We start from the raw sequence: 16,802 nt of genomic DNA on the forward strand, positions 1-16,802 counted from the left end.
TAATAACTGAGATATTGGGAACCTTCCAAGGATATGTCCTATTTTTGTCAAAAAAATATTTGTGGATATAAAAGAAGTTGTTGCTGTTCTAAAACAAAAAGGTCGAGTTTCCATACAGGAAGGGAATGGGAAGGTTTTGGAATTTATAAGTTTGAATGCATGGGATTCCCAAAAGGATGATCCTAATGGGATTTTTTTATTGTTTGAGACCTTTCAGATCAGAACGATCTCAGAACAGTTTTCAGAGGTTTCCCTAGATGTAGTTGAATTTGCTACTAAGCCCACAATTTATCATACGATTGCAGGGCGTATGTTGCAAAACGGTCCACGTCAAAATGGACAGGTAAAGTTTTCATTGATTAAAAGTGATGTCTGGAATAGGTTGCTATTTAGCTTTGGTCAATCCTTAATTTTACAATATGCTAGCCACAAAGAATCGGATTTCCAAATGGCTGAGTATTTTCCCTTATTGAGCCCAAATGCAAAAGAAATGTATTTAAGCCCCGACGGGGATATTAAAATTATCCGTGCATGAATTATCAGGACGCACTCCAAGCTCACGAGATTTTTACCCGAGTAGGTAAAATAGCTGACAAACTAGGTCTTGAAACCTACGTGGTTGGAGGCTATGTGCGGGATTTTATTATGGGTAGGGCATGTAAGGATATTGATTTTGTTTGTGTAGGTTCGGGTATTGGACTTGCTGAGGCTGTGGCGGCGAGTTATACGCAGCATGTACCCTTATCTGTCTTCAAAAACTTCGGAACAGCCAATATTCGACTGGATGATTATGAAATAGAATTTGTAGGGGCTCGTAAAGAAAGTTATCGTGCAGATTCAAGAAAGCCTCTCGTTGAGGACGGCAGTCTTGCGGAAGATCAGGAAAGGCGAGATTTCACCATCAATGCCATGGCTATCTCGGTCAATAAAAAGACGTTTGGTCAATTGATTGATCCATTCGATGGTATAAAAGACATCCGAAGAAAGATAATCCGTACACCTACGGATCCGATGATTACTTTCTCCGATGATCCCTTGCGCATGATGCGTGCCATTCGTTTTGCCGCACAGCTGAATTTTGATATAGACCCTGATACGTTCGACGCTTTGTTACAAAGTGCCCCTCGTTTACAAATTATCTCTAATGAGCGGGTCATAGACGAGTTAAATAAGATAATTTTAACTCCGAAGCCATCTTATGGATTCAAATTGCTTTTTGCAGGCAAACTTTTGCATGAGTTTTTTCCTGAAATGGTCGAACTTCAAGGAGTGGATTCTGTGGGCGATAAATCACACAAAGATAATTTCTACCACACCTTGCAAGTATTGGATAATATTTGTCAATCAACAGATGATTTGTGGCTACGATGGGCTGCCATTATGCATGATATTGGTAAGCCTCCCACCAAGCGATTCAATGAAAAGGTGGGTTGGACTTTCCATGGGCATGAGGATAAAGGGGCACGCATGACCCCCGGAATCTTCCGACGATTGAAGTTGCCGCTAGATGAACGCATGAAATATGTACAAAAATTAGTCAAGCTTCATCTACGCCCGATTGCCTTGGTGTCAGATAAAGTGACTGACTCAGCTGTTCGAAGGCTATTATTTGATGCAGGAGATGCTATTGATGATCTAATGAAGCTTTGCAGAGCTGATGTGACTTCCAAAAACAATAATAAAGTACAGCGGATTTTGGCAAACTTTGATAAAGTAGAACAAAAAATTATTGAAGTAGAGGAAAAGGATCAAGTCAGGAATTTTCAGCCGCCAGTTTCTGGAGAAGAGATTATGGAAATTTTCAATATTCAGCCAGGTCGTTTGGTCGGAGAGTTGAAGGAAGAAATCAAAGAAGCAATCCTAGAAGGACAAATTAACAATAATAAAGCTGATGCATTGAAACTATTGCATAAATTAGCGACGCAAAAAGGAATAATTTAATACTGAATATCGATTATGAAAAAAATACTTATTTCAGCTTTCGTGCTGATGGTAAGCTGCTCAGCATTATTCGCTCAAGAACAAGCGGAGACTGAGACTATGAGAAAAAGAAACGAAGCAGATCAGCGTGTGTATCAATTAGCCTTGCGCTACAATGATTTACCGGTAGCACGGATGAAGCTGATGGAGCTTATTGAGCGCAATCCTACAAATATTCGCTATCAAGAGCTTTTGGCAACCTTATATTTTGATTCCAATCAATTTACGTCGGCTGCTGTGAGTGCGATGGATTTGTTGGAAAAAAATGATAAGAATGTAGCTGCATTGGAGATTGCAGGGTACTCACTGGAACAGTTAGGTGCATTTGATCGGGCAATGCCTTACTTTGAATCGCATTACCTTTTAACTGGAACATTATTTTCCCTCTACAAAACGGCCTACATGCAGTTTTCATTGGATAGATTTGAAGAAGCATTGAATTCTGCCAATATGCTGGTCAAAGATGCCAAATCCTCTACAGAAATGTTAAATTTTACCAAAGCGGATGAAACGACTCAAGAAGTAAGTATCAAAGCAGCAGCATTAAATTTAAAAGGTTTGATTTACATGGCAGAAAAAAATGTGGAAGAAGCACAGACTGCTTTTATGCAGTCTTTAGAACTGGCTCCTGGCTTTGAAATGGCTCAATTAAATATGAGAGAACTTAGAAATTCGAACAAGCAGTAAGTAAGTTGTAGCTATTGTAGAGGATCTTACCCTCAAATAAATTCAGTTTATATTTTAGAAAGTCAGTTGAATGTACTATTTAACTGACTTTTTTATTTTAAATTCCGAAAAAATTTAACCTCTTTAATATCAATGAAACCATCATCTAACCGAAGAACGTTTCTTAAATCTATGGGGCTTTTGGGCTTAGGTACTACCATCAGCCCATTAATTCTTCAAGCTTGTAAACAAGCTGAATCCGACAAGTTGTCAAAAGAAGTGTTGAAAGACCCACTTTTTAACATATCCTTAGCTCAGTGGTCATTGCATAAGATGTTGTTTGCAGGAGAGTTGGACAATTTGGATTTTGCCACATTTACAAAAAGTCAATTTGGAATTGATGCAGTAGAATATGTCAATGCCTTCTTTAAAGAAAAGGCAAAGGATCTATCCTATTTGGGAGAAATGAAAACAAGAGCAAAGGATGCTGGGGTACAAAGTTTATTGATTATGATTGATGGTGAAGGCTACCTTGGAGATGTGGATGAAACTTCCAGAAATCAAGCTGTTGAAAATCATAAAAAATGGGTGGAGGCAGCCAAATTTTTAGGATGTCATTCCATTCGTGTCAATGCATTTGGAAGAGGTACTGCTGAGGAAGTGGCTGCGTCAGCCATAGAAGGCCTCGGATCGTTGGCCTCTTTTGCAAAGCCATTTGATATCAACGTGATTGTTGAAAATCATGGGAGTTATTCCTCCAATGGTAGATGGTTGGCAGACGTCATTGAAGGTACAGGTATGGATAATTGCGGCACATTGCCTGATTTTGGTAATTTCTGTATCCGTAGATCCAATGGCTCGGAATGGGGAGGAGAGTGCATCGAGGAGTATGACCGATACTTGGGTGTTGCAGAGATGATGCCATTTGCTAAAGGAGTGAGCGCTAAAAGTTATGATTTTGATGAAGATGGAAACTGTATAGAAACTGATTATGAACGCATGCTTCAAATTGTCAAAGATGCAGGTTATACTGGCTATATAGGAATTGAGTATGAGGGAAGTCAGCTTTCTGAGGTGGAGGGTGTTAAGGCAACTCAAAAATTGATTAATCGAATAGGTTCTACCTTAGGTTAATCTTACATGCGCTTGTTGATCAATTTGCTAATCATATCTATGCTTGTAGTAGCGGGGCTAAGCTATGGGACCATTTGGTGGGGTAGAGGCCTTTTGCATGATTCAGAGATCCCGATTCAAAAAACACTTTTTGCTAGTACATCTCCTCAAAGAGTACTGGTTTTTTTTGCCCATCCAGATGATGAAATTGCTGTTGGTGGAACGTTAAACCTTCTGAAAAATGAGGGGCACATGATTTACATGGTGTATGTCACGCAAGGTGAGAATGGGCCCACTGGGGATTTGGTGTCTCAGGAGTTATTAGGTGCAACTCGTAAAAATGAAATGCAACAAGTGGCCAATTTTTTAAATGCAGAAGCTTTGGAAATACTTAATTTTCCTGATAGTGGATTAAAGCATCTTCCTTTAGAATTGTTTGAAAAGCTTGCTCAGGAAATGATTGAAAAATACCGTCCAGATTATGTGATATCATACGACTCGGAAGTCGGTTTATACGGACATCCAGATCATCGCGCAGTTTCCAAAGGAATGGAAAATTATTACCTTGCCAATATTGGTAAAGTGGATTTTCCTGTCAAGCAGTTATTTCAAGTAACCCTCTGTTCCAAACAAATTCAAGTTGCCCTGCAGTTAGCCCCAGGATTTCAGCGGAATTATCCAAAAGTAGGAAACGGTCTACCAAAGCCAGATTTTTCGATTCGAACAACCCGTTTCTTTCGAGACCTGGAACAAATGATGGAGATGCATGCAACACAACAAGAAGTGTTTAAAGATTTGTTACCCTATAAAGATCAGGTACCGTCATATGTATATGCGAGGATATTTGATCGGGAATATTTTCACAAAGTTCGCCGTTAAACTTTCTCGATCTTTTGATAGGAAGCAAGTACTCCTCTGACCATAGCTGCAGAGAACCCTTGATGTTCCATTTCATTCAAGCCTACGATGGTACATCCTTTCGGGGTAGTTACTTTATCAATAGCTTCTTCTGGATGCATATTTTTTTGGATCATCAACTCAGCAGCCCCTTTGACTGTTTGATTGACTATCAAAGAAGCAGTTTTTGCATCAAAACCAATTTGTATCCCTCCCTGTATCATGGCTCTCATAAATCGTAAAACATAGGCAATGCCGCAAGCACCTAGTACAGTTGCTGCTTCCATCAAGCTTTCATCGATGGTGATACTAAACCCAATGCTGTTGAATAAGCCTTTAACAATTTCTTCGGTTGATGACGTGGCATTTTTACCGCAAATACATGTGACTGATTCTTGAATATCAGCGGCGATGTTGGGCATCGCTCTAAATGCTGTAGTAGCCGGGTCTAGCACAGTAAACATTTCGTCAAGGGTGATTCCTGTAGCTAAAGAAACTATAACCTGTTTGGTTGGGCTTAAAACAGGATTTATTTCTTTTAAAATGCTGTTGACATTGTAGGGTTTTACTCCCAATATGACGATGTCAGCTTCTTTAGCAGCGAATGAGTTATCACTGTGAACTCGTACTCCCAGATCTTGTAAGTAGAGGATATTACTTGGATTTCTTTTTGTCACATGTAATTGTTGGGGCGAAAAATCTTTTTGAGCCAACAATCCATTGACAATGGCAAGTCCCAGATTACCACAGCCGATGATGGCAATTGTTTTGTTTTGAAGCATCTTATAGGTCCATTTGAGAAACGTAGATGAAAGTTAGTTTTTTTTCTTGGTTTATAGGGGTATAATTTTCAGTTTTTGTATATCCGCTTTCATACCAGTAGCCATTTGTGTTTTTTGATGAAGCTTATTTCAATCAGCTGTAGTGGGATGATTCTTTTGGCAAAAGGGTTAATATATGTGCTGATGAGGTATACAAATTTTTAAAAAATAAATTGGAATTGCAGGATTGAAGCGTATCTGACAGTTATTCTAAGGATAAAGAATAATTGAGCTAAAGTTGGTTTTATTTTTGCGAAGAAGAAATTTAAACTACATAAAATCCTATCTTTGTCTTTTTGAATTTAACTACTTGGCATGCCTAAGCTGATACGTCTTACAACGGTTCCTTTATCTTTAAAACTTCTTCTTTCCGGTCAAATGCGTTTTATGAAAGATCAAGGGTGGGATGTGCTCATGGTCAGTTCAGATGGGAAGGAGCTATCGCAAGTAATTAAAAATGAAGGATGTAGACATGAGGTAATCCCTTTTACAAGACAAATCACACCTTTCAAAGATTTATATTGCTTGTGGTTGCTATATAAACTCTTTAAAAGAGAAAAGCCTGACATTATTCATTCCCATACCCCCAAGGCTGGGTTATTGGCGATGGTAGCCGGAGCACTCGCTGGGGTAAAAATCAGAATTCATACACTGGCAGGTCTTCCCCATATGGCAGCCTCTGACAATAAAAAAGCACTTCTTGAGATGGCTGAAAAATGGACTTATCGCTATGCAAGTGAGGTTTGGCCAAACGCATATTCGCTGAAAAATTTAATTCTAGAAAAAGGATGGGTAGGGGAACGAAAAATAAGGGTTATTGGAAAGGGTTCCTCCAACGGTATTGATTTAAAAAAATTCAGTAGAGAAGCTTTGGCAGAGAATCACTTGGTAGCAGCGACGATGCGTATGACGCCTGGTGAAAATGAATTCATCATAATCTGTATTGGCAGATTGGTCAAAGACAAGGGCATTGAAGAATTGGTTGAAGCTTTTTTACAATCTCAAATCATAAAGCATTCCAAATTGGTTTTATTAGGAGCATTTGAACAGGAACTGAATCCGATTTCGGATGAGGTAATGCGTAAAATCTCTGATCATCCCAAAATTGTTCAAATAGACTGGACGGACCATGTCGCACATTACTTAGCCCTAGCGGATTTAGTCGTTCATCCTTCCCACAGAGAAGGATTCCCCAACGTACTTCTGGAGGCTGGTGCAATGCAGGTTCCAATCTTGTGTTCTGATATCCCGGGCAATACAGATATCGTCCAAAATCGTAAAACGGGATTGGTTTTTCCAGTAAAAGATATTGAGACATTGAAGCAAGGTTTAGAGTTTGCTTTTGTCAAACGTGATTTCATGCAGGAGCTTGCCGATCAATTGTATCAACAAGTAGTTGAAAATTACAATCGGAGGAACATTCAGCTATTCTATCGTGAAGCTTATGAGGAGCTTTTATCCGCCAATCCGGCGAAAGATTTATTCTGAGGTTAAGGCAGATTTAAGTTGAATTTGTGTTAATTTGTAGGCAGGAAAAAATTTATAAGCATTAATTATATGAAATATTTAGTGACCGGTACAGCCGGATTTATAGGCTTCCATGTAGCCAATAAACTTTTAGCAAGAGGAGAAACAGTCGTAGGTCTAGATGTGATCAATGATTATTATGATGTAAATCTAAAGTTTGCAAGATTGGCTTATGCAGGGATATCCAAAGAGGATGTACTCGCCAATAACAAAGCTGTATCTTCCAAGCATGAGAATTACTCTTTTGTAAAATTGGATTTGGCAGATTCCCAAGGGTTGATGAAGCTTTTTGAAGAAGAACAATTTGATGTAGTCATTAACTTAGCGGCACAAGCTGGTGTTAGATATTCATTGATTAACCCTTCGGCTTACGTGGAGTCCAATATTGTTGGTTTCGTGAATATTTTGGAAGGATGTAGACATCATGGGGTGAAACATTTGGTTTATGCTTCTTCAAGTTCGGTATACGGAGCGAATGAGACTATGCCATTTTCTACATCAGATAATGTGGATCATCCGCTAAGTTTGTATGCAGCCTCCAAAAAGTCTAATGAGTTGATGGCACATACTTATAGTAATTTGTTTCAACTACCAACAACAGGCTTACGATTCTTTACAGTATACGGACCATGGGGAAGACCTGATATGGCTTTGTTTTTATTTATTGAAGCTATTACGAAGGGAGAACCCATTGATGTATTTAATTTTGGTAAAATGAAACGTGACTTCACGTATGTAGATGATATTGTAGAAGGAATTATTAGAGTAGCTGACCGTCCAGCTCGGAAAAATGAGTCTTGGACAGGTGCAGATCCAGACCCAGGAAGCTCTTATGCTCCCTATAAAATCTATAATATTGGTAACTCACAGCCAGTGGAGCTCATGGATTATATTGGAGCGTTGGAAAAAGCTTTAGGTAAAGTTGCTGTAAAAAATATGTTACCTCTTCAGGCAGGAGATGTACCCGCTACTTATGCAGATGTAACAGATTTGATGAGAGACACAGGTTATAAGCCCGATACAACTGTGGAAGAAGGTGTTGCAAAGTTTGTAGAATGGTACAAAGAGTTTTATAATAAAGAGCTTTGATGTCCCAAAGGAGCAAAGACATTGTGATCTTACAAATCAAAAGATAAATACATGGGAAAAAATATTTTGATTACTGGAGGAGCTGGATTTATCGGCTGTCATGTCGTACAGTTGTTTGTGAATAAGTACCCAGACTACAAAATCATTAATTTGGATTGCCTCACCTATGCTGGTAATTTGGAGAACTTAAAGTCAATTGAGGCTAAACCGAATTATGTTTTTGAAAAGGTGGATATTCAAGATGAGGATGAATTGAAGCGGGTATTTGAAAAGCATCAGGTCACCGATGTAATCCACCTAGCAGCAGAATCCCATGTGGATAGATCTATTACTGATCCCTTGGCTTTTGTCAAAACGAATGTGATTGGCACGGTCAATCTTTTAAATGCTTCAAAAACGTATTGGAAAGATTACGAGCAACATTTATTTTACCATGTTTCCACAGATGAGGTATATGGCTCACTAGATCATGGGGGATTTTTCTTAGAAACTACTCCGTATGACCCACAGTCACCTTATTCAGCTTCAAAAGCATCCTCAGATCATTTTGTGCGAGCCTATGCCAATACATATAAGCTCAAAACAGTCATTACTAATTGTTCAAATAATTACGGCCCAAATCAATTTCCTGAAAAATTAATACCACTGTGTATTCACAACATTAGAAATAATAAACCACTACCAGTATATGGGAAAGGAGAAAATATTAGGGACTGGTTGTTTGTGGTAGATCATGCACGTGCGATTGATGTAGTATTTCATCAAGGTAAGCCAAATGAAACTTACAATATAGGCGGATTTAATGAGTGGAAGAATATAGATATTGTACGCCTACTTTGTAAGAAAATGGATGAAAAGTTGGGTAGAGAGATAGGTACATCAGAGCAATTGATTACATATGTGAAAGACAGAGCAGGTCATGATTTACGCTATGCTATCGATGCAAGCAAAATCCAGTCTGAACTAGGCTGGGAACCAAGTCTTCAATTTGAAGAAGGTATCGAAAAGACGATCGATTGGTACTTAGCTAACGAGGAATGGTTGGAAAATGTCACTTCAGGCACTTATCAGAAATATTATGAGGACCATTATGGTGCTTAATAAATGAAAAGAGACCATTTAAAATGGTCTCTTTTCATTTATATTCATGGGTTCCAACTAGCAGGATCTTTTCTCCATTCTACTAGGGATGCTAATGTTTCATCATTGATATAATCATTTGCCAATGCTTGGGGCAACATAGAAGAATAATCACTTAGGCAAACTAAGGGTACCTTTGCTTCTTGAAAATTTGATTTAGCAAGCTCAAAACCATATGTGAAGATAGCGAGCATGCCTAAAACCTCAAATCCGGCATTTCTTAAATCTTGAACCGCTTTTAAAGAAGAGCCGCCTGTCGATACCAAATCTTCAATAACTACTACTTTTTGTCCTGGGGTAACTTTTCCTTCAATCATATTTTCCATGCCATGCCCTTTGGGTTTGGACCGAACATAAAGAAAGGGAAGATTCAGTTCTTCTGCAATTAGGGCTCCCTGTGGGATACCAGCGGTTGCTACCCCTGCAATACTTTCTGTGGAAGGAAACTTTTCCTTAATGATCGTGCACAAGTGATTTTTGATGAGGGATCGAATCTCTGGAAAAGAAAGTGATAATCTATTATCGCAATAGATAGGAGACTTCCATCCTGAAGCCCATGTGAAAGGTTTTTCAGGTTGAAGTCTGATAGCTTCAATCTCCAATAATTTAGATGCTATTTCAGCTGCAATACGTTTGTTGAAAATTTCCATGAACCAAAAATAAGCTATAAATTTTTCCTAGGTATTGTGAGTAGATGATTTTTTTATGCATTTTTGATTTTATCATTTCAACCCCCAAGCAAACTAATTTCTATGAAGATTTTTGTTAATGATAAGCCACTCGATTTGATAAGTCCTACAGAGTTTCCTACTGAACGAACTTTCGAATGTATTTTTGAATCTCCTATCGATCTGCCTTTAGCGGTGGAATTGTTTGACGATGTACTGATCACAAACCCATCCAAAGACTTTATTATTCGGTTGTTATACATTCTAAGAACTCGGAAATTGAAAAATTTAGATTCGGTGACCATCGTTGCAAATGATAGTGAGGAGTTAAAATCATTTATTAAAAGTAGGTTTACAGTAATTAAAGCGGCAGGGGGTGTAGTTACCAAAAAAGACAAAGTTTTGTTTATTTACCGATTAGGAAAGTGGGATTTACCAAAAGGTAAGTTTGATAAAGGAGAGAGTCCTGAAGAATGTGCCGTACGTGAGGTGGAAGAAGAATGTGGCGTGAAGGTCCGGATTACTCGTAAAATCTGCAAAACTTGGCATACGTATACGCATAATCGAAAGAGTATTTTAAAGAAAACCTATTGGTTTGAAATGGACCTTGTGTCTGATGAAGGGTTAAAAGCTCAAAAAGAAGAAGGGATAGAAGAAGTGAAATGGTTGAATCATCAAGATGCTAAGATTGCGCTGGTCAACTCCTATCCGTCTATGCGATATTTATACAAGAAGTTTTTAAAAGTGAAGGCTTAAGATTCTAAATCATAAGGTAAATATTCGTTGACGTTTATCTCAAATTTGTGAACCTCACGAATAATAGTAGAAGTAATAGCAGAGTACTGAGGAGAAGTAATCAAAAACACAGTTTCTAAATCTTTTTTCAGTTTTCGATTCATTTGTGAAATGGTATTTTCATATTCAAAATCTGTGGTATTTCTAAGACCTCTTAATAAAAAATCCGCTCCTATTTTTTTTGCAAGGCTTGAGGTGAGTTCGTTGTATACCAAGACTTTGACTCTCGGTTCATTTTCATACACAGATTCTATCTTTTTGACCATCAAGTCAATGTCGAAGTATCTGTTTTTTTTTGAAGAGTTATAGCCAATGCCAATGATGATTTCATCAAACATTTTCAAGCCACGCATCACAATATCATGATGTCCATTGGTGTATGGGTCAAAAGAACCTGGGAAGATGGCTATTTTTTTCATTCATTGATTAATTAAAAATCCAAGAGGACTCAAATATACCTGTTTGCTTAAATTCATCTGCTCCTTGATGGTATAATTGATTACAAACGGGTACGGTGATTTTTATATTTTTAAAATACTCAGTTCCCCAAGAGACTGGTAGTTTATTGAATTCACTTTCAAAAATGGTTAGCCTAAAGAGCTTGGGGTCAAAAGATAACTTGTGAGCGATTCCATAAATATATTGTAGAATGATTTGCTCTGTAGTGGCTTCAAATCGATTGAAAAGGACTAATTCTTGATCTTTAAATGCAGCTAGGTAAAGGAAATTGGTTTGAATGCTTACCCAGATTTCTTGATTTAGTAGGTTAAACTTTTCCTTCAAAGCTAAACTTAAAAAGGAGGCTGCTGCATGATGTAAGGTTACTTCTTGTTTACCCGACGAAAGCAGTTGTGCGACTTCCTGCGGAATTGCTCCGATTAGTTGTAAATTATTACTTTCAAGACTTGTATTGAAACTTACATGATCTTGTAAGGTAGGGCTAGCAAAGTGAAGGAAAGTATCATTTTGAGCAGGTTCATAAATAACTCCAGGAACTAAAGCAAAAAATTCACTGTGGTAATATACGGACAACGGTAAATCCTTGCTAAAAATAGGTAGGGAGGTAACTGCTTTGATGACTGCTTGGATATTTTTTTTAACCTCCCAGTGTACACCTAATATTTGATTGTTTTTATCATTCAAGAAAAGCACATACAGATGATTATACAAAACAAGCGATAAACTTGACACATCAAGTGTATCAAATTTATCGCTTAATGACTTTCCTGTCGTATTTTTAATGGTAGTATACAAGATTACTCCCAGTTACCTGAAGTAGAAGAATCCGTTCTAGATCCAACTCTCAATGCCTTCTCCTTATTGTTTGCTCTTCTTTTTGGATTGATTGGATCTGGATCTCTAATTTCAAATACACCGATTTGACGCTGTGAACGCTCTACTTTATCGGCAAAAAACTCAAATTCTTTTCCTCCAGAACCTGGTACAATGTGAAGGTTTTCAAGGTTGAAATTAGGGTATCTTCTTTCGTTGAACAAAGAGTCCATTACACCTACAGATCCTAATGTATCATAAAAAACAGTTGTTTCTTCTTTTCCATAGGCTAGAAGCTTGGTCTCCTCTCTTCTTTGCACCAACCAAATTTTACCATCTTCAATAAATTTTCTTAATTCATCCCATTTGCCGGCGTATTCACCATGAGTCGCAACATAAGCAATCTGCGCATCTCGGAGCATTTGAAGTTTCTCAATTATTCTAGATTCTGTGGCAGCAATTCTTTTTTCTTCCTGCATCACATTGTCTACGCTTTTGTATAACATAAAGCCTAGGCCGAGGGCACCTAGAAGGAATACGATCGATAAAATTTTAGTTAGCGTCATTTGTTGGATTAATTTAATCTATTGAATAAGGTTGATGGTTTGATTTCGAGTTGCTATTTTATGTAATTATTTTCAAAATTAAAATATCCTTTCCACTTTAACACTTCATTCAGCTCATTTATTTCCCAAAAAAGGCGGTGTTTTTCTGTTTTTTTTATGAAATGTAATTTTTCGAGGTTCAAATAAGCAATTTCTGTGATCAGTTGTTTGTCATTTTCCAATTCGGGATCTTTCCCCAATTTTAATTCACCACCTATTGCATGTACTTCAAAATATAATTCAACTGCATGGAGTGGCTCATCAAGGTATTCATAGATACACAAGAAATTGCCAACATCCACGATAAGACCTGTCTCTTCCAAAAACTCTCTTTTTAAATTGTCTCTTGCATTTGATCCAAACTTCATTCCACCACCGGGAACATTCCAGAAATAGCGTCCTTCCGCCATTCGATGTTTGATTAAGAGAATCGTTTCGTCTTTGATCAGGACGCCATTAACCCTTGTTCTTAATCTGTTTCCAAACTTCTCCACTATTTCTGTTTCCAAATCTCTCATATATGCCGTAGCTTCGTATCAATGATTCCACAAGATAAAGCATCTGTTCCGCTTCCCTCAATTCTGTTAAGGAAAAATTTTCCTTTTGAGCCAACTGCGGGCCAAGCTAAGTTTTTTGTTAAAATGGACGTTTTTTTAGAAAAAAAGGAATTACCCATTCAGGCTTTTGTACTCAAAGGCTTTGCAGGAACAGGAAAGACCTCTGTTTTATCCAGTTTGGTTCGTGTCCTTCCTAGGTTTCAAAAAAAATCCATGTTACTAGCTCCTACGGGTAGGGCTGCCAAAATAATGGCGAATTATTCTGGAAAATCTGCTTTTACTATACATAAAATTATTTACAAGCCTAAAGGTGAGGCGGGTGATCTTGGTCAAGGATTCGAATTACAAAAAAATTACAATCAAGACACTGTATTTATTGTAGATGAATCGTCTATGCTTGCAGATGAAGTAAGCTTCGGTCGAAGTTTACTTGCTGATTTGATTAAATTTGTGTTTCAAGTTCCCAGCAATTCTTTGCTTTTTGTTGGGGATACTGCACAATTACCTCCGGTAGGTTCATTGTTGAGTCCCGCCTTAGATCCTTCCTATTTGCAACGATATTTCCGTCTCAAAGTAGACTCCTTGGAAATGACTGAGGTAATGCGTCAGCAACTGGATTCTGGTATTTTATTCAATGCAACTGCTTTGAGAAATCTATTAAAACAGGACCAACTGCATATTCATTTTGTCACGAAGGGATTCAGTGATTTTTTTAAAATGACTGGTGAACGTTTGGAAGACGGTCTCAGATATGCCTATGATAAATATGGAATAGAGAATACCACCATTATCACACGATCCAACAAATCAGCTGTTCAATATAATCAGTACATTCGTCAAGTGATTCATTTTTACGAAGATGAAATTTCCGCAGGTGACCTGTTGATGGTGGTCAAAAACAATTACACTTACATGGCTGATTCCGAGCTTGTGAATTTTATTGCGAATGGTGATTTTGTGGAAATTATTAAAATCCGTTCTTTTGAAGAACTGTATGGCTTAAGATTTGCTACTTTAGAGTTACGCTTAATCGATTATCCAGATGAACCTTACTTTGAAGCAAAAGTTATCTTAGATACCTTGCACAGTCCTTTGCCTTCTTTAAGTGTAGAGCAATACCGATCGTTGTATCAACAGGTCTCTGAGGATTATCTGGATGTAGCGAATGTTACAGAGCGTAAAGAATTAATTAAAAAAGACCCGTATCTTTCAGCATTACAAATTAAATTTGCATATGCTTTGACATGTCACAAGTCCCAAGGAGGGCAGTGGGATGCGGTTTTTGTTGATCAAGGCTATTTGACGGACGAAAAAATCAACGAAGAGTTTGTTAGATGGCTTTATACGGCACTTACGAGGGCAAAAAAAGAAGTATTTCTAGTAAACTTCCATCAGAAGTTTTACGATATTAGTGTATAATAAATTAAACCAAATATAGTAACCATGAAAAAGTATTTTCTATTAATGGTCATGATGATCACAGCTGTGGCAGTTCAGGCTCAAAGTGATTCAAAAGGTGCAGTGATTAGTTTTAAAGAAAAATCAATCGACTTTGGTGATATCACGCAAGGGGATAAGGTAGAGCACGTGTTTCTTTTCGAAAATACGGGAGATACGCCTTTAGTGATTTCTAATGTTGCCGTAACTTGTGGTTGTACTGCTCCAAGTTGGCCGAGACAACCTGTAGCACCAGGTTCTTCCGCTGAATTGAAGGTCGTATTTAATTCTGCGGGTAAAATGGGTAAGCAAAATTCAGTAATAAGAATTTACTCGAATGCTTCTGAGCCAATCGAAAAAGTATCATTGATTTCCAATGTCAAGCCAAAAGCTTGAAATAAAGCATAAAAAACCAGTGAATAGCCCCGAAAGTATGTTGCTTTCGGGGCTTTTTCATTTAAAATTTCATCTGATGTACAATCACCTGACTGAGTTTTTCTGCCCAACTTTTATACACTAGACCACTTGGGTGAAGCTTATCTTCTACCACCATTTCGTCTAGACCTCCAATGTTTCGATATTCTTCTGTAATGTCAATATAAAACACACCAAGTTCCTCTGCGATGGCTTTTTTAGTGGCATTGAATGTATCTATAGCAATGGAATTTTCCTCTAAGTCCCTTCCCGATTCTTTTCCAAAGGGAGTGATTCCCCAATCAGGAATAGACAAAACAATCACTCTTTTGGGGTTGCCTTTAGCAAAGGCAATTGCTTGATGGATTAATGATTGTAATTCTTCTTCGTAATTTTCAACAGTTCTTCGACGATATTGATTATTGACACCAATTAGCAAGGTGACCAAGTCATAGGTGTTGTCAACTATTCCAGCAGCCTCTATTCCTTTGACTAGTTCATCCGTGGTCCAACCTGTTTTGGCAATAATTTGAGATAAATTCACCTCTAAACCTTGTGCTTGCAAGATAGCTACTGCTTGATTTGGATATCGTTCTTCTTCTGCGACTCCTTCTCCTATCGTGTAACTATCTCCAAGGGCTAGGTATCGAAGGTGTTCATTGCTTGGTGGAGTTGGCTTTTCTTGCATAATGTTTACGTTTAATGTGGCAGCTAAACAAAGGCCAATAAAGAAGGATTGAATCATGATCATTGAAATATTGTCTGTGTTAATTGAAAACTACCTTTATCAGCATCCATAGTTACTATTGCACCATGTGGTATTATGAATTGTTTTGGGATGTGGCCTATCATAGCTCCTTTATAAGCCGGTATCTCTAATGGAAGTATATAGTCCTCCCAAAGTTCATCTAAAGTTAGTGAACCAAACCCGCCACTAGGATTGCAATCTGTGCATTGTCCAAAAATAAAACCTTTGATCTTGGATAGAGTGCCATTGAGCCGAAGTGTACTCATCATTCGGTCAATTTTATACGGGTCTTCCCCAATATCTTCTACAAAAAGAATAGCATCTGAAAAATCAGGATAGTAGGAGGTTCCTGACAAAGATGACAATACTGTGAGGTTTCCGCCTAATATCCGACCTTTTACAACTCCTGAATAAATTGTGCTTGTTCGGTTATTCTTAACGATTAAATCATCGCCTTTAACCTGTTCATTTGCAAAGTCATGTAAAATTTTATTGACAAATATGCTTTCGAATTGTTTTACATTAAAGCTATTCCAGCTTCCAGTTCCATTTGGTCCGTGAAATGAAATGAGTCCCGTTTGTGAATATAAGGCGGCGTGCAAAGCAGTAACATCCGAATAGCCTAGTAAAGGTTTTGGGTTTTGTTGGATCATTTGATAATCTAGCAAGGGTAGTATTCTCGCAGCGCCCGATCCTCCCCGTATACAAACAATCGCATCGATAGCAGAATTTCTAAACATGTCATTAAGATCATCTGCTCTATCTTGGTCCGTTCCTGCTAAGTGACCTCTTCTGCTTTTTACATGTTTTCCCAATACCACCTGATAGCCCAGTTCTTCAAACGTCTCTTTTGCAAACTGAAATTGCATGCGGTCCGCAGTAGCAGCAGAAGGACTTACGATTCCTATTGTTCCTCCTGCTGGAATAGGTTTTGGTAAAATAGTTGGCTTTTTGGATGTAAATGGTCCCGCGGAAGAAATCAATGGAAGACCCATTAACCCTAAGCCCAATGATTTGATAAAACTTCTTTTTTGCATGAGTAAATTCATCAATAGTTTTATCAAAAGTAAATA

The 16,802-nt window shown here is 37.9% G+C and carries 19 protein-coding genes; 11 read left to right on the forward strand and 8 right to left on the reverse strand.

From position 1 onward, the window contains the following. The first annotated feature begins 61 nt into the window (after window positions 1-61). The 5 genes from IPZ59_RS12055 to IPZ59_RS12075 all read left to right on the forward strand — a co-directional run bounded on the left by IPZ59_RS12055 (window position 62) and on the right by IPZ59_RS12075 (window position 4,638). Window positions 62-535 carry a hypothetical protein gene (locus IPZ59_RS12055; RefSeq protein ID WP_236136298.1) on the forward strand — a complete coding sequence of 158 codons (474 nt, stop codon included), beginning with the start codon at window positions 62-64 and terminating at the stop codon, window positions 533-535. After that, window positions 532-1,941 (forward strand): CCA tRNA nucleotidyltransferase, encoded by a 1,410-nt coding sequence (locus IPZ59_RS12060; RefSeq protein WP_236136299.1) that lies wholly within the window; start codon window positions 532-534, stop codon window positions 1,939-1,941. The genes IPZ59_RS12055 and IPZ59_RS12060 overlap by 4 nt, the downstream gene beginning before the upstream one ends. Window positions 1,942-1,956: 15 nt before the next feature. Then, window positions 1,957-2,667, forward strand: coding sequence for a tetratricopeptide repeat protein (locus IPZ59_RS12065; protein ID WP_236136300.1), 711 nt, complete (start codon window positions 1,957-1,959; stop codon window positions 2,665-2,667). A 132-nt stretch (window positions 2,668-2,799) separates the two neighbouring features. Further along, window positions 2,800-3,780, forward strand: coding sequence for a sugar phosphate isomerase/epimerase family protein (locus tag IPZ59_RS12070; protein ID WP_236136301.1), 981 nt, complete (start codon window positions 2,800-2,802; stop codon window positions 3,778-3,780). A gap of 39 nt (window positions 3,781-3,819) precedes the next feature. Next, the gene (locus IPZ59_RS12075; protein ID WP_236136302.1) at window positions 3,820-4,638 is read left to right on the forward strand and encodes a PIG-L deacetylase family protein; all 819 of its coding nucleotides are present in this window, start codon (window positions 3,820-3,822) and stop codon (window positions 4,636-4,638) included. On the opposite strand, the gene proC is transcribed toward IPZ59_RS12075, so the two are convergent. Further along, entirely contained in the window at window positions 4,635-5,438 is an 804-nt protein-coding gene (proC, locus tag IPZ59_RS12080; protein WP_236136303.1) for a pyrroline-5-carboxylate reductase, read from the reverse strand. The genes IPZ59_RS12075 and proC overlap by 4 nt on opposite strands. A 354-nt stretch (window positions 5,439-5,792) precedes the next feature. On the opposite strand from proC, the gene IPZ59_RS12085 reads away from it, so the two are divergent. The 3 genes from IPZ59_RS12085 (at window position 5,793) to rfbB (ending at window position 9,194) form a co-directional block, all read left to right on the forward strand. Next, the gene (locus IPZ59_RS12085; protein ID WP_236136304.1) at window positions 5,793-6,965 is read left to right on the forward strand and encodes a glycosyltransferase family 4 protein; all 1,173 of its coding nucleotides are present in this window, start codon (window positions 5,793-5,795) and stop codon (window positions 6,963-6,965) included. Between the two features lie 69 nt (window positions 6,966-7,034). Continuing rightward, window positions 7,035-8,093 carry an NAD-dependent epimerase gene (locus IPZ59_RS12090; RefSeq protein WP_236136305.1) on the forward strand — a complete coding sequence of 353 codons (1,059 nt, stop codon included), beginning with the start codon at window positions 7,035-7,037 and terminating at the stop codon, window positions 8,091-8,093. 51 nt (window positions 8,094-8,144) lie between these two features. After that, window positions 8,145-9,194, forward strand: a complete 1,050-nt coding sequence (gene rfbB, locus IPZ59_RS12095; protein ID WP_236136306.1) for a dTDP-glucose 4,6-dehydratase — start codon at window positions 8,145-8,147, stop codon at window positions 9,192-9,194. A gap of 44 nt (window positions 9,195-9,238) precedes the next feature. Here rfbB and pyrE read toward each other — a convergent pair whose 3' ends face one another. Continuing rightward, entirely contained in the window at window positions 9,239-9,883 is a 645-nt protein-coding gene (pyrE, locus tag IPZ59_RS12100; protein WP_317208006.1) for an orotate phosphoribosyltransferase, read from the reverse strand. Between the two features lie 102 nt (window positions 9,884-9,985). Here pyrE and IPZ59_RS12105 point away from each other — a divergent pair, with 102 nt between their 5' ends. Further along, window positions 9,986-10,657 carry an NUDIX hydrolase gene (locus IPZ59_RS12105; RefSeq protein WP_236136307.1) on the forward strand — a complete coding sequence of 224 codons (672 nt, stop codon included), beginning with the start codon at window positions 9,986-9,988 and terminating at the stop codon, window positions 10,655-10,657. Here the strand turns inward: IPZ59_RS12105 and coaD are convergent. Genes coaD through IPZ59_RS12125 form a run of 4 tightly spaced genes read right to left on the reverse strand, consistent with a single transcriptional unit; the run spans window position 10,654 to window position 13,091 of the window. Continuing rightward, a complete protein-coding gene (coaD, locus tag IPZ59_RS12110; protein WP_236136308.1) occupies window positions 10,654-11,115 on the reverse strand; it encodes a pantetheine-phosphate adenylyltransferase in 462 nt (153 codons plus the stop codon). The genes IPZ59_RS12105 and coaD overlap by 4 nt on opposite strands. A 7-nt stretch (window positions 11,116-11,122) precedes the next feature. Further along, window positions 11,123-11,950: a DUF3822 family protein gene (locus IPZ59_RS12115; protein WP_236136309.1), complete on the reverse strand. Its 828-nt coding sequence runs from the start codon at window positions 11,948-11,950 to the stop codon at window positions 11,123-11,125. 2 nt (window positions 11,951-11,952) lie between these two features. Next, window positions 11,953-12,534: a hypothetical protein gene (locus tag IPZ59_RS12120; RefSeq protein ID WP_236136310.1), complete on the reverse strand. Its 582-nt coding sequence runs from the start codon at window positions 12,532-12,534 to the stop codon at window positions 11,953-11,955. 53 nt (window positions 12,535-12,587) lie between these two features. After that, window positions 12,588-13,091, reverse strand: coding sequence for an NUDIX domain-containing protein (locus IPZ59_RS12125; RefSeq protein ID WP_236136311.1), 504 nt, complete (start codon window positions 13,089-13,091; stop codon window positions 12,588-12,590). A 21-nt stretch (window positions 13,092-13,112) separates the two neighbouring features. Between IPZ59_RS12125 and IPZ59_RS12130 the strand changes: the two genes are divergently transcribed. Both IPZ59_RS12130 and IPZ59_RS12135 read left to right on the forward strand, forming a co-directional pair. Continuing rightward, a complete protein-coding gene (locus IPZ59_RS12130; protein ID WP_236136312.1) occupies window positions 13,113-14,549 on the forward strand; it encodes an ATP-dependent DNA helicase in 1,437 nt (478 codons plus the stop codon). A gap of 24 nt (window positions 14,550-14,573) precedes the next feature. Beyond that, window positions 14,574-14,963, forward strand: a complete 390-nt coding sequence (locus tag IPZ59_RS12135) for a DUF1573 domain-containing protein (RefSeq protein ID WP_236136313.1) — start codon at window positions 14,574-14,576, stop codon at window positions 14,961-14,963. A gap of 61 nt (window positions 14,964-15,024) precedes the next feature. Here the strand turns inward: IPZ59_RS12135 and IPZ59_RS12140 are convergent, their stop codons facing one another. Together IPZ59_RS12140 and IPZ59_RS12145 are read right to left on the reverse strand one after the other, a co-directional pair. Continuing rightward, window positions 15,025-15,726 carry an SGNH/GDSL hydrolase family protein gene (locus IPZ59_RS12140; RefSeq protein WP_236136314.1) on the reverse strand — a complete coding sequence of 234 codons (702 nt, stop codon included), beginning with the start codon at window positions 15,724-15,726 and terminating at the stop codon, window positions 15,025-15,027. Window positions 15,727-15,728: 2 nt separating this feature from the next. Further along, window positions 15,729-16,766, reverse strand: coding sequence for a S66 peptidase family protein (locus IPZ59_RS12145; protein ID WP_236136315.1), 1,038 nt, complete (start codon window positions 16,764-16,766; stop codon window positions 15,729-15,731). Window positions 16,767-16,802: the final 36 nt, after the last annotated feature.

The sequence above is a fragment of the Mongoliitalea daihaiensis genome, assembly GCF_021596945.1.
Lineage (GTDB): Bacteria > Bacteroidota > Bacteroidia > Cytophagales > Cyclobacteriaceae > Mongoliitalea > Mongoliitalea daihaiensis.

Bases quoted from the DNA above. Each gene is read 5' to 3' on its own strand.
- IPZ59_RS12060 (WP_236136299.1), top strand. From the start codon at position 532: ATGAATTATCAGGACGCACTCCAAGCTCACGAGATTTTTACCCGAGTA.
- IPZ59_RS12135 (WP_236136313.1), top strand. From the start codon at position 14,574: ATGAAAAAGTATTTTCTATTAATGGTCATGATGATCACAGCTGTGGCA.
- IPZ59_RS12145 (WP_236136315.1), bottom strand. From the start codon at position 16,766: ATGCAAAAAAGAAGTTTTATCAAATCATTGGGCTTAGGGTTAATGGGT.
- IPZ59_RS12075 (WP_236136302.1), top strand. From the start codon at position 3,820: ATGCTTGTAGTAGCGGGGCTAAGCTATGGGACCATTTGGTGGGGTAGA.
- pyrE (WP_317208006.1), bottom strand. From the start codon at position 9,883: ATGGAAATTTTCAACAAACGTATTGCAGCTGAAATAGCATCTAAATTA.
- IPZ59_RS12105 (WP_236136307.1), top strand. From the start codon at position 9,986: ATGAAGATTTTTGTTAATGATAAGCCACTCGATTTGATAAGTCCTACA.
- IPZ59_RS12125 (WP_236136311.1), bottom strand. From the start codon at position 13,091: ATGAGAGATTTGGAAACAGAAATAGTGGAGAAGTTTGGAAACAGATTA.
- IPZ59_RS12065 (WP_236136300.1), top strand. From the start codon at position 1,957: ATGAAAAAAATACTTATTTCAGCTTTCGTGCTGATGGTAAGCTGCTCA.
- IPZ59_RS12070 (WP_236136301.1), top strand. From the start codon at position 2,800: ATGAAACCATCATCTAACCGAAGAACGTTTCTTAAATCTATGGGGCTT.
- IPZ59_RS12140 (WP_236136314.1), bottom strand. From the start codon at position 15,726: ATGATTCAATCCTTCTTTATTGGCCTTTGTTTAGCTGCCACATTAAAC.
- coaD (WP_236136308.1), bottom strand. From the start codon at position 11,115: ATGAAAAAAATAGCCATCTTCCCAGGTTCTTTTGACCCATACACCAAT.
- IPZ59_RS12090 (WP_236136305.1), top strand. From the start codon at position 7,035: ATGAAATATTTAGTGACCGGTACAGCCGGATTTATAGGCTTCCATGTA.
- IPZ59_RS12085 (WP_236136304.1), top strand. From the start codon at position 5,793: ATGCCTAAGCTGATACGTCTTACAACGGTTCCTTTATCTTTAAAACTT.
- IPZ59_RS12130 (WP_236136312.1), top strand. From the start codon at position 13,113: ATGATTCCACAAGATAAAGCATCTGTTCCGCTTCCCTCAATTCTGTTA.
- IPZ59_RS12120 (WP_236136310.1), bottom strand. From the start codon at position 12,534: ATGACGCTAACTAAAATTTTATCGATCGTATTCCTTCTAGGTGCCCTC.
- proC (WP_236136303.1), bottom strand. From the start codon at position 5,438: ATGCTTCAAAACAAAACAATTGCCATCATCGGCTGTGGTAATCTGGGA.
- rfbB (WP_236136306.1), top strand. From the start codon at position 8,145: ATGGGAAAAAATATTTTGATTACTGGAGGAGCTGGATTTATCGGCTGT.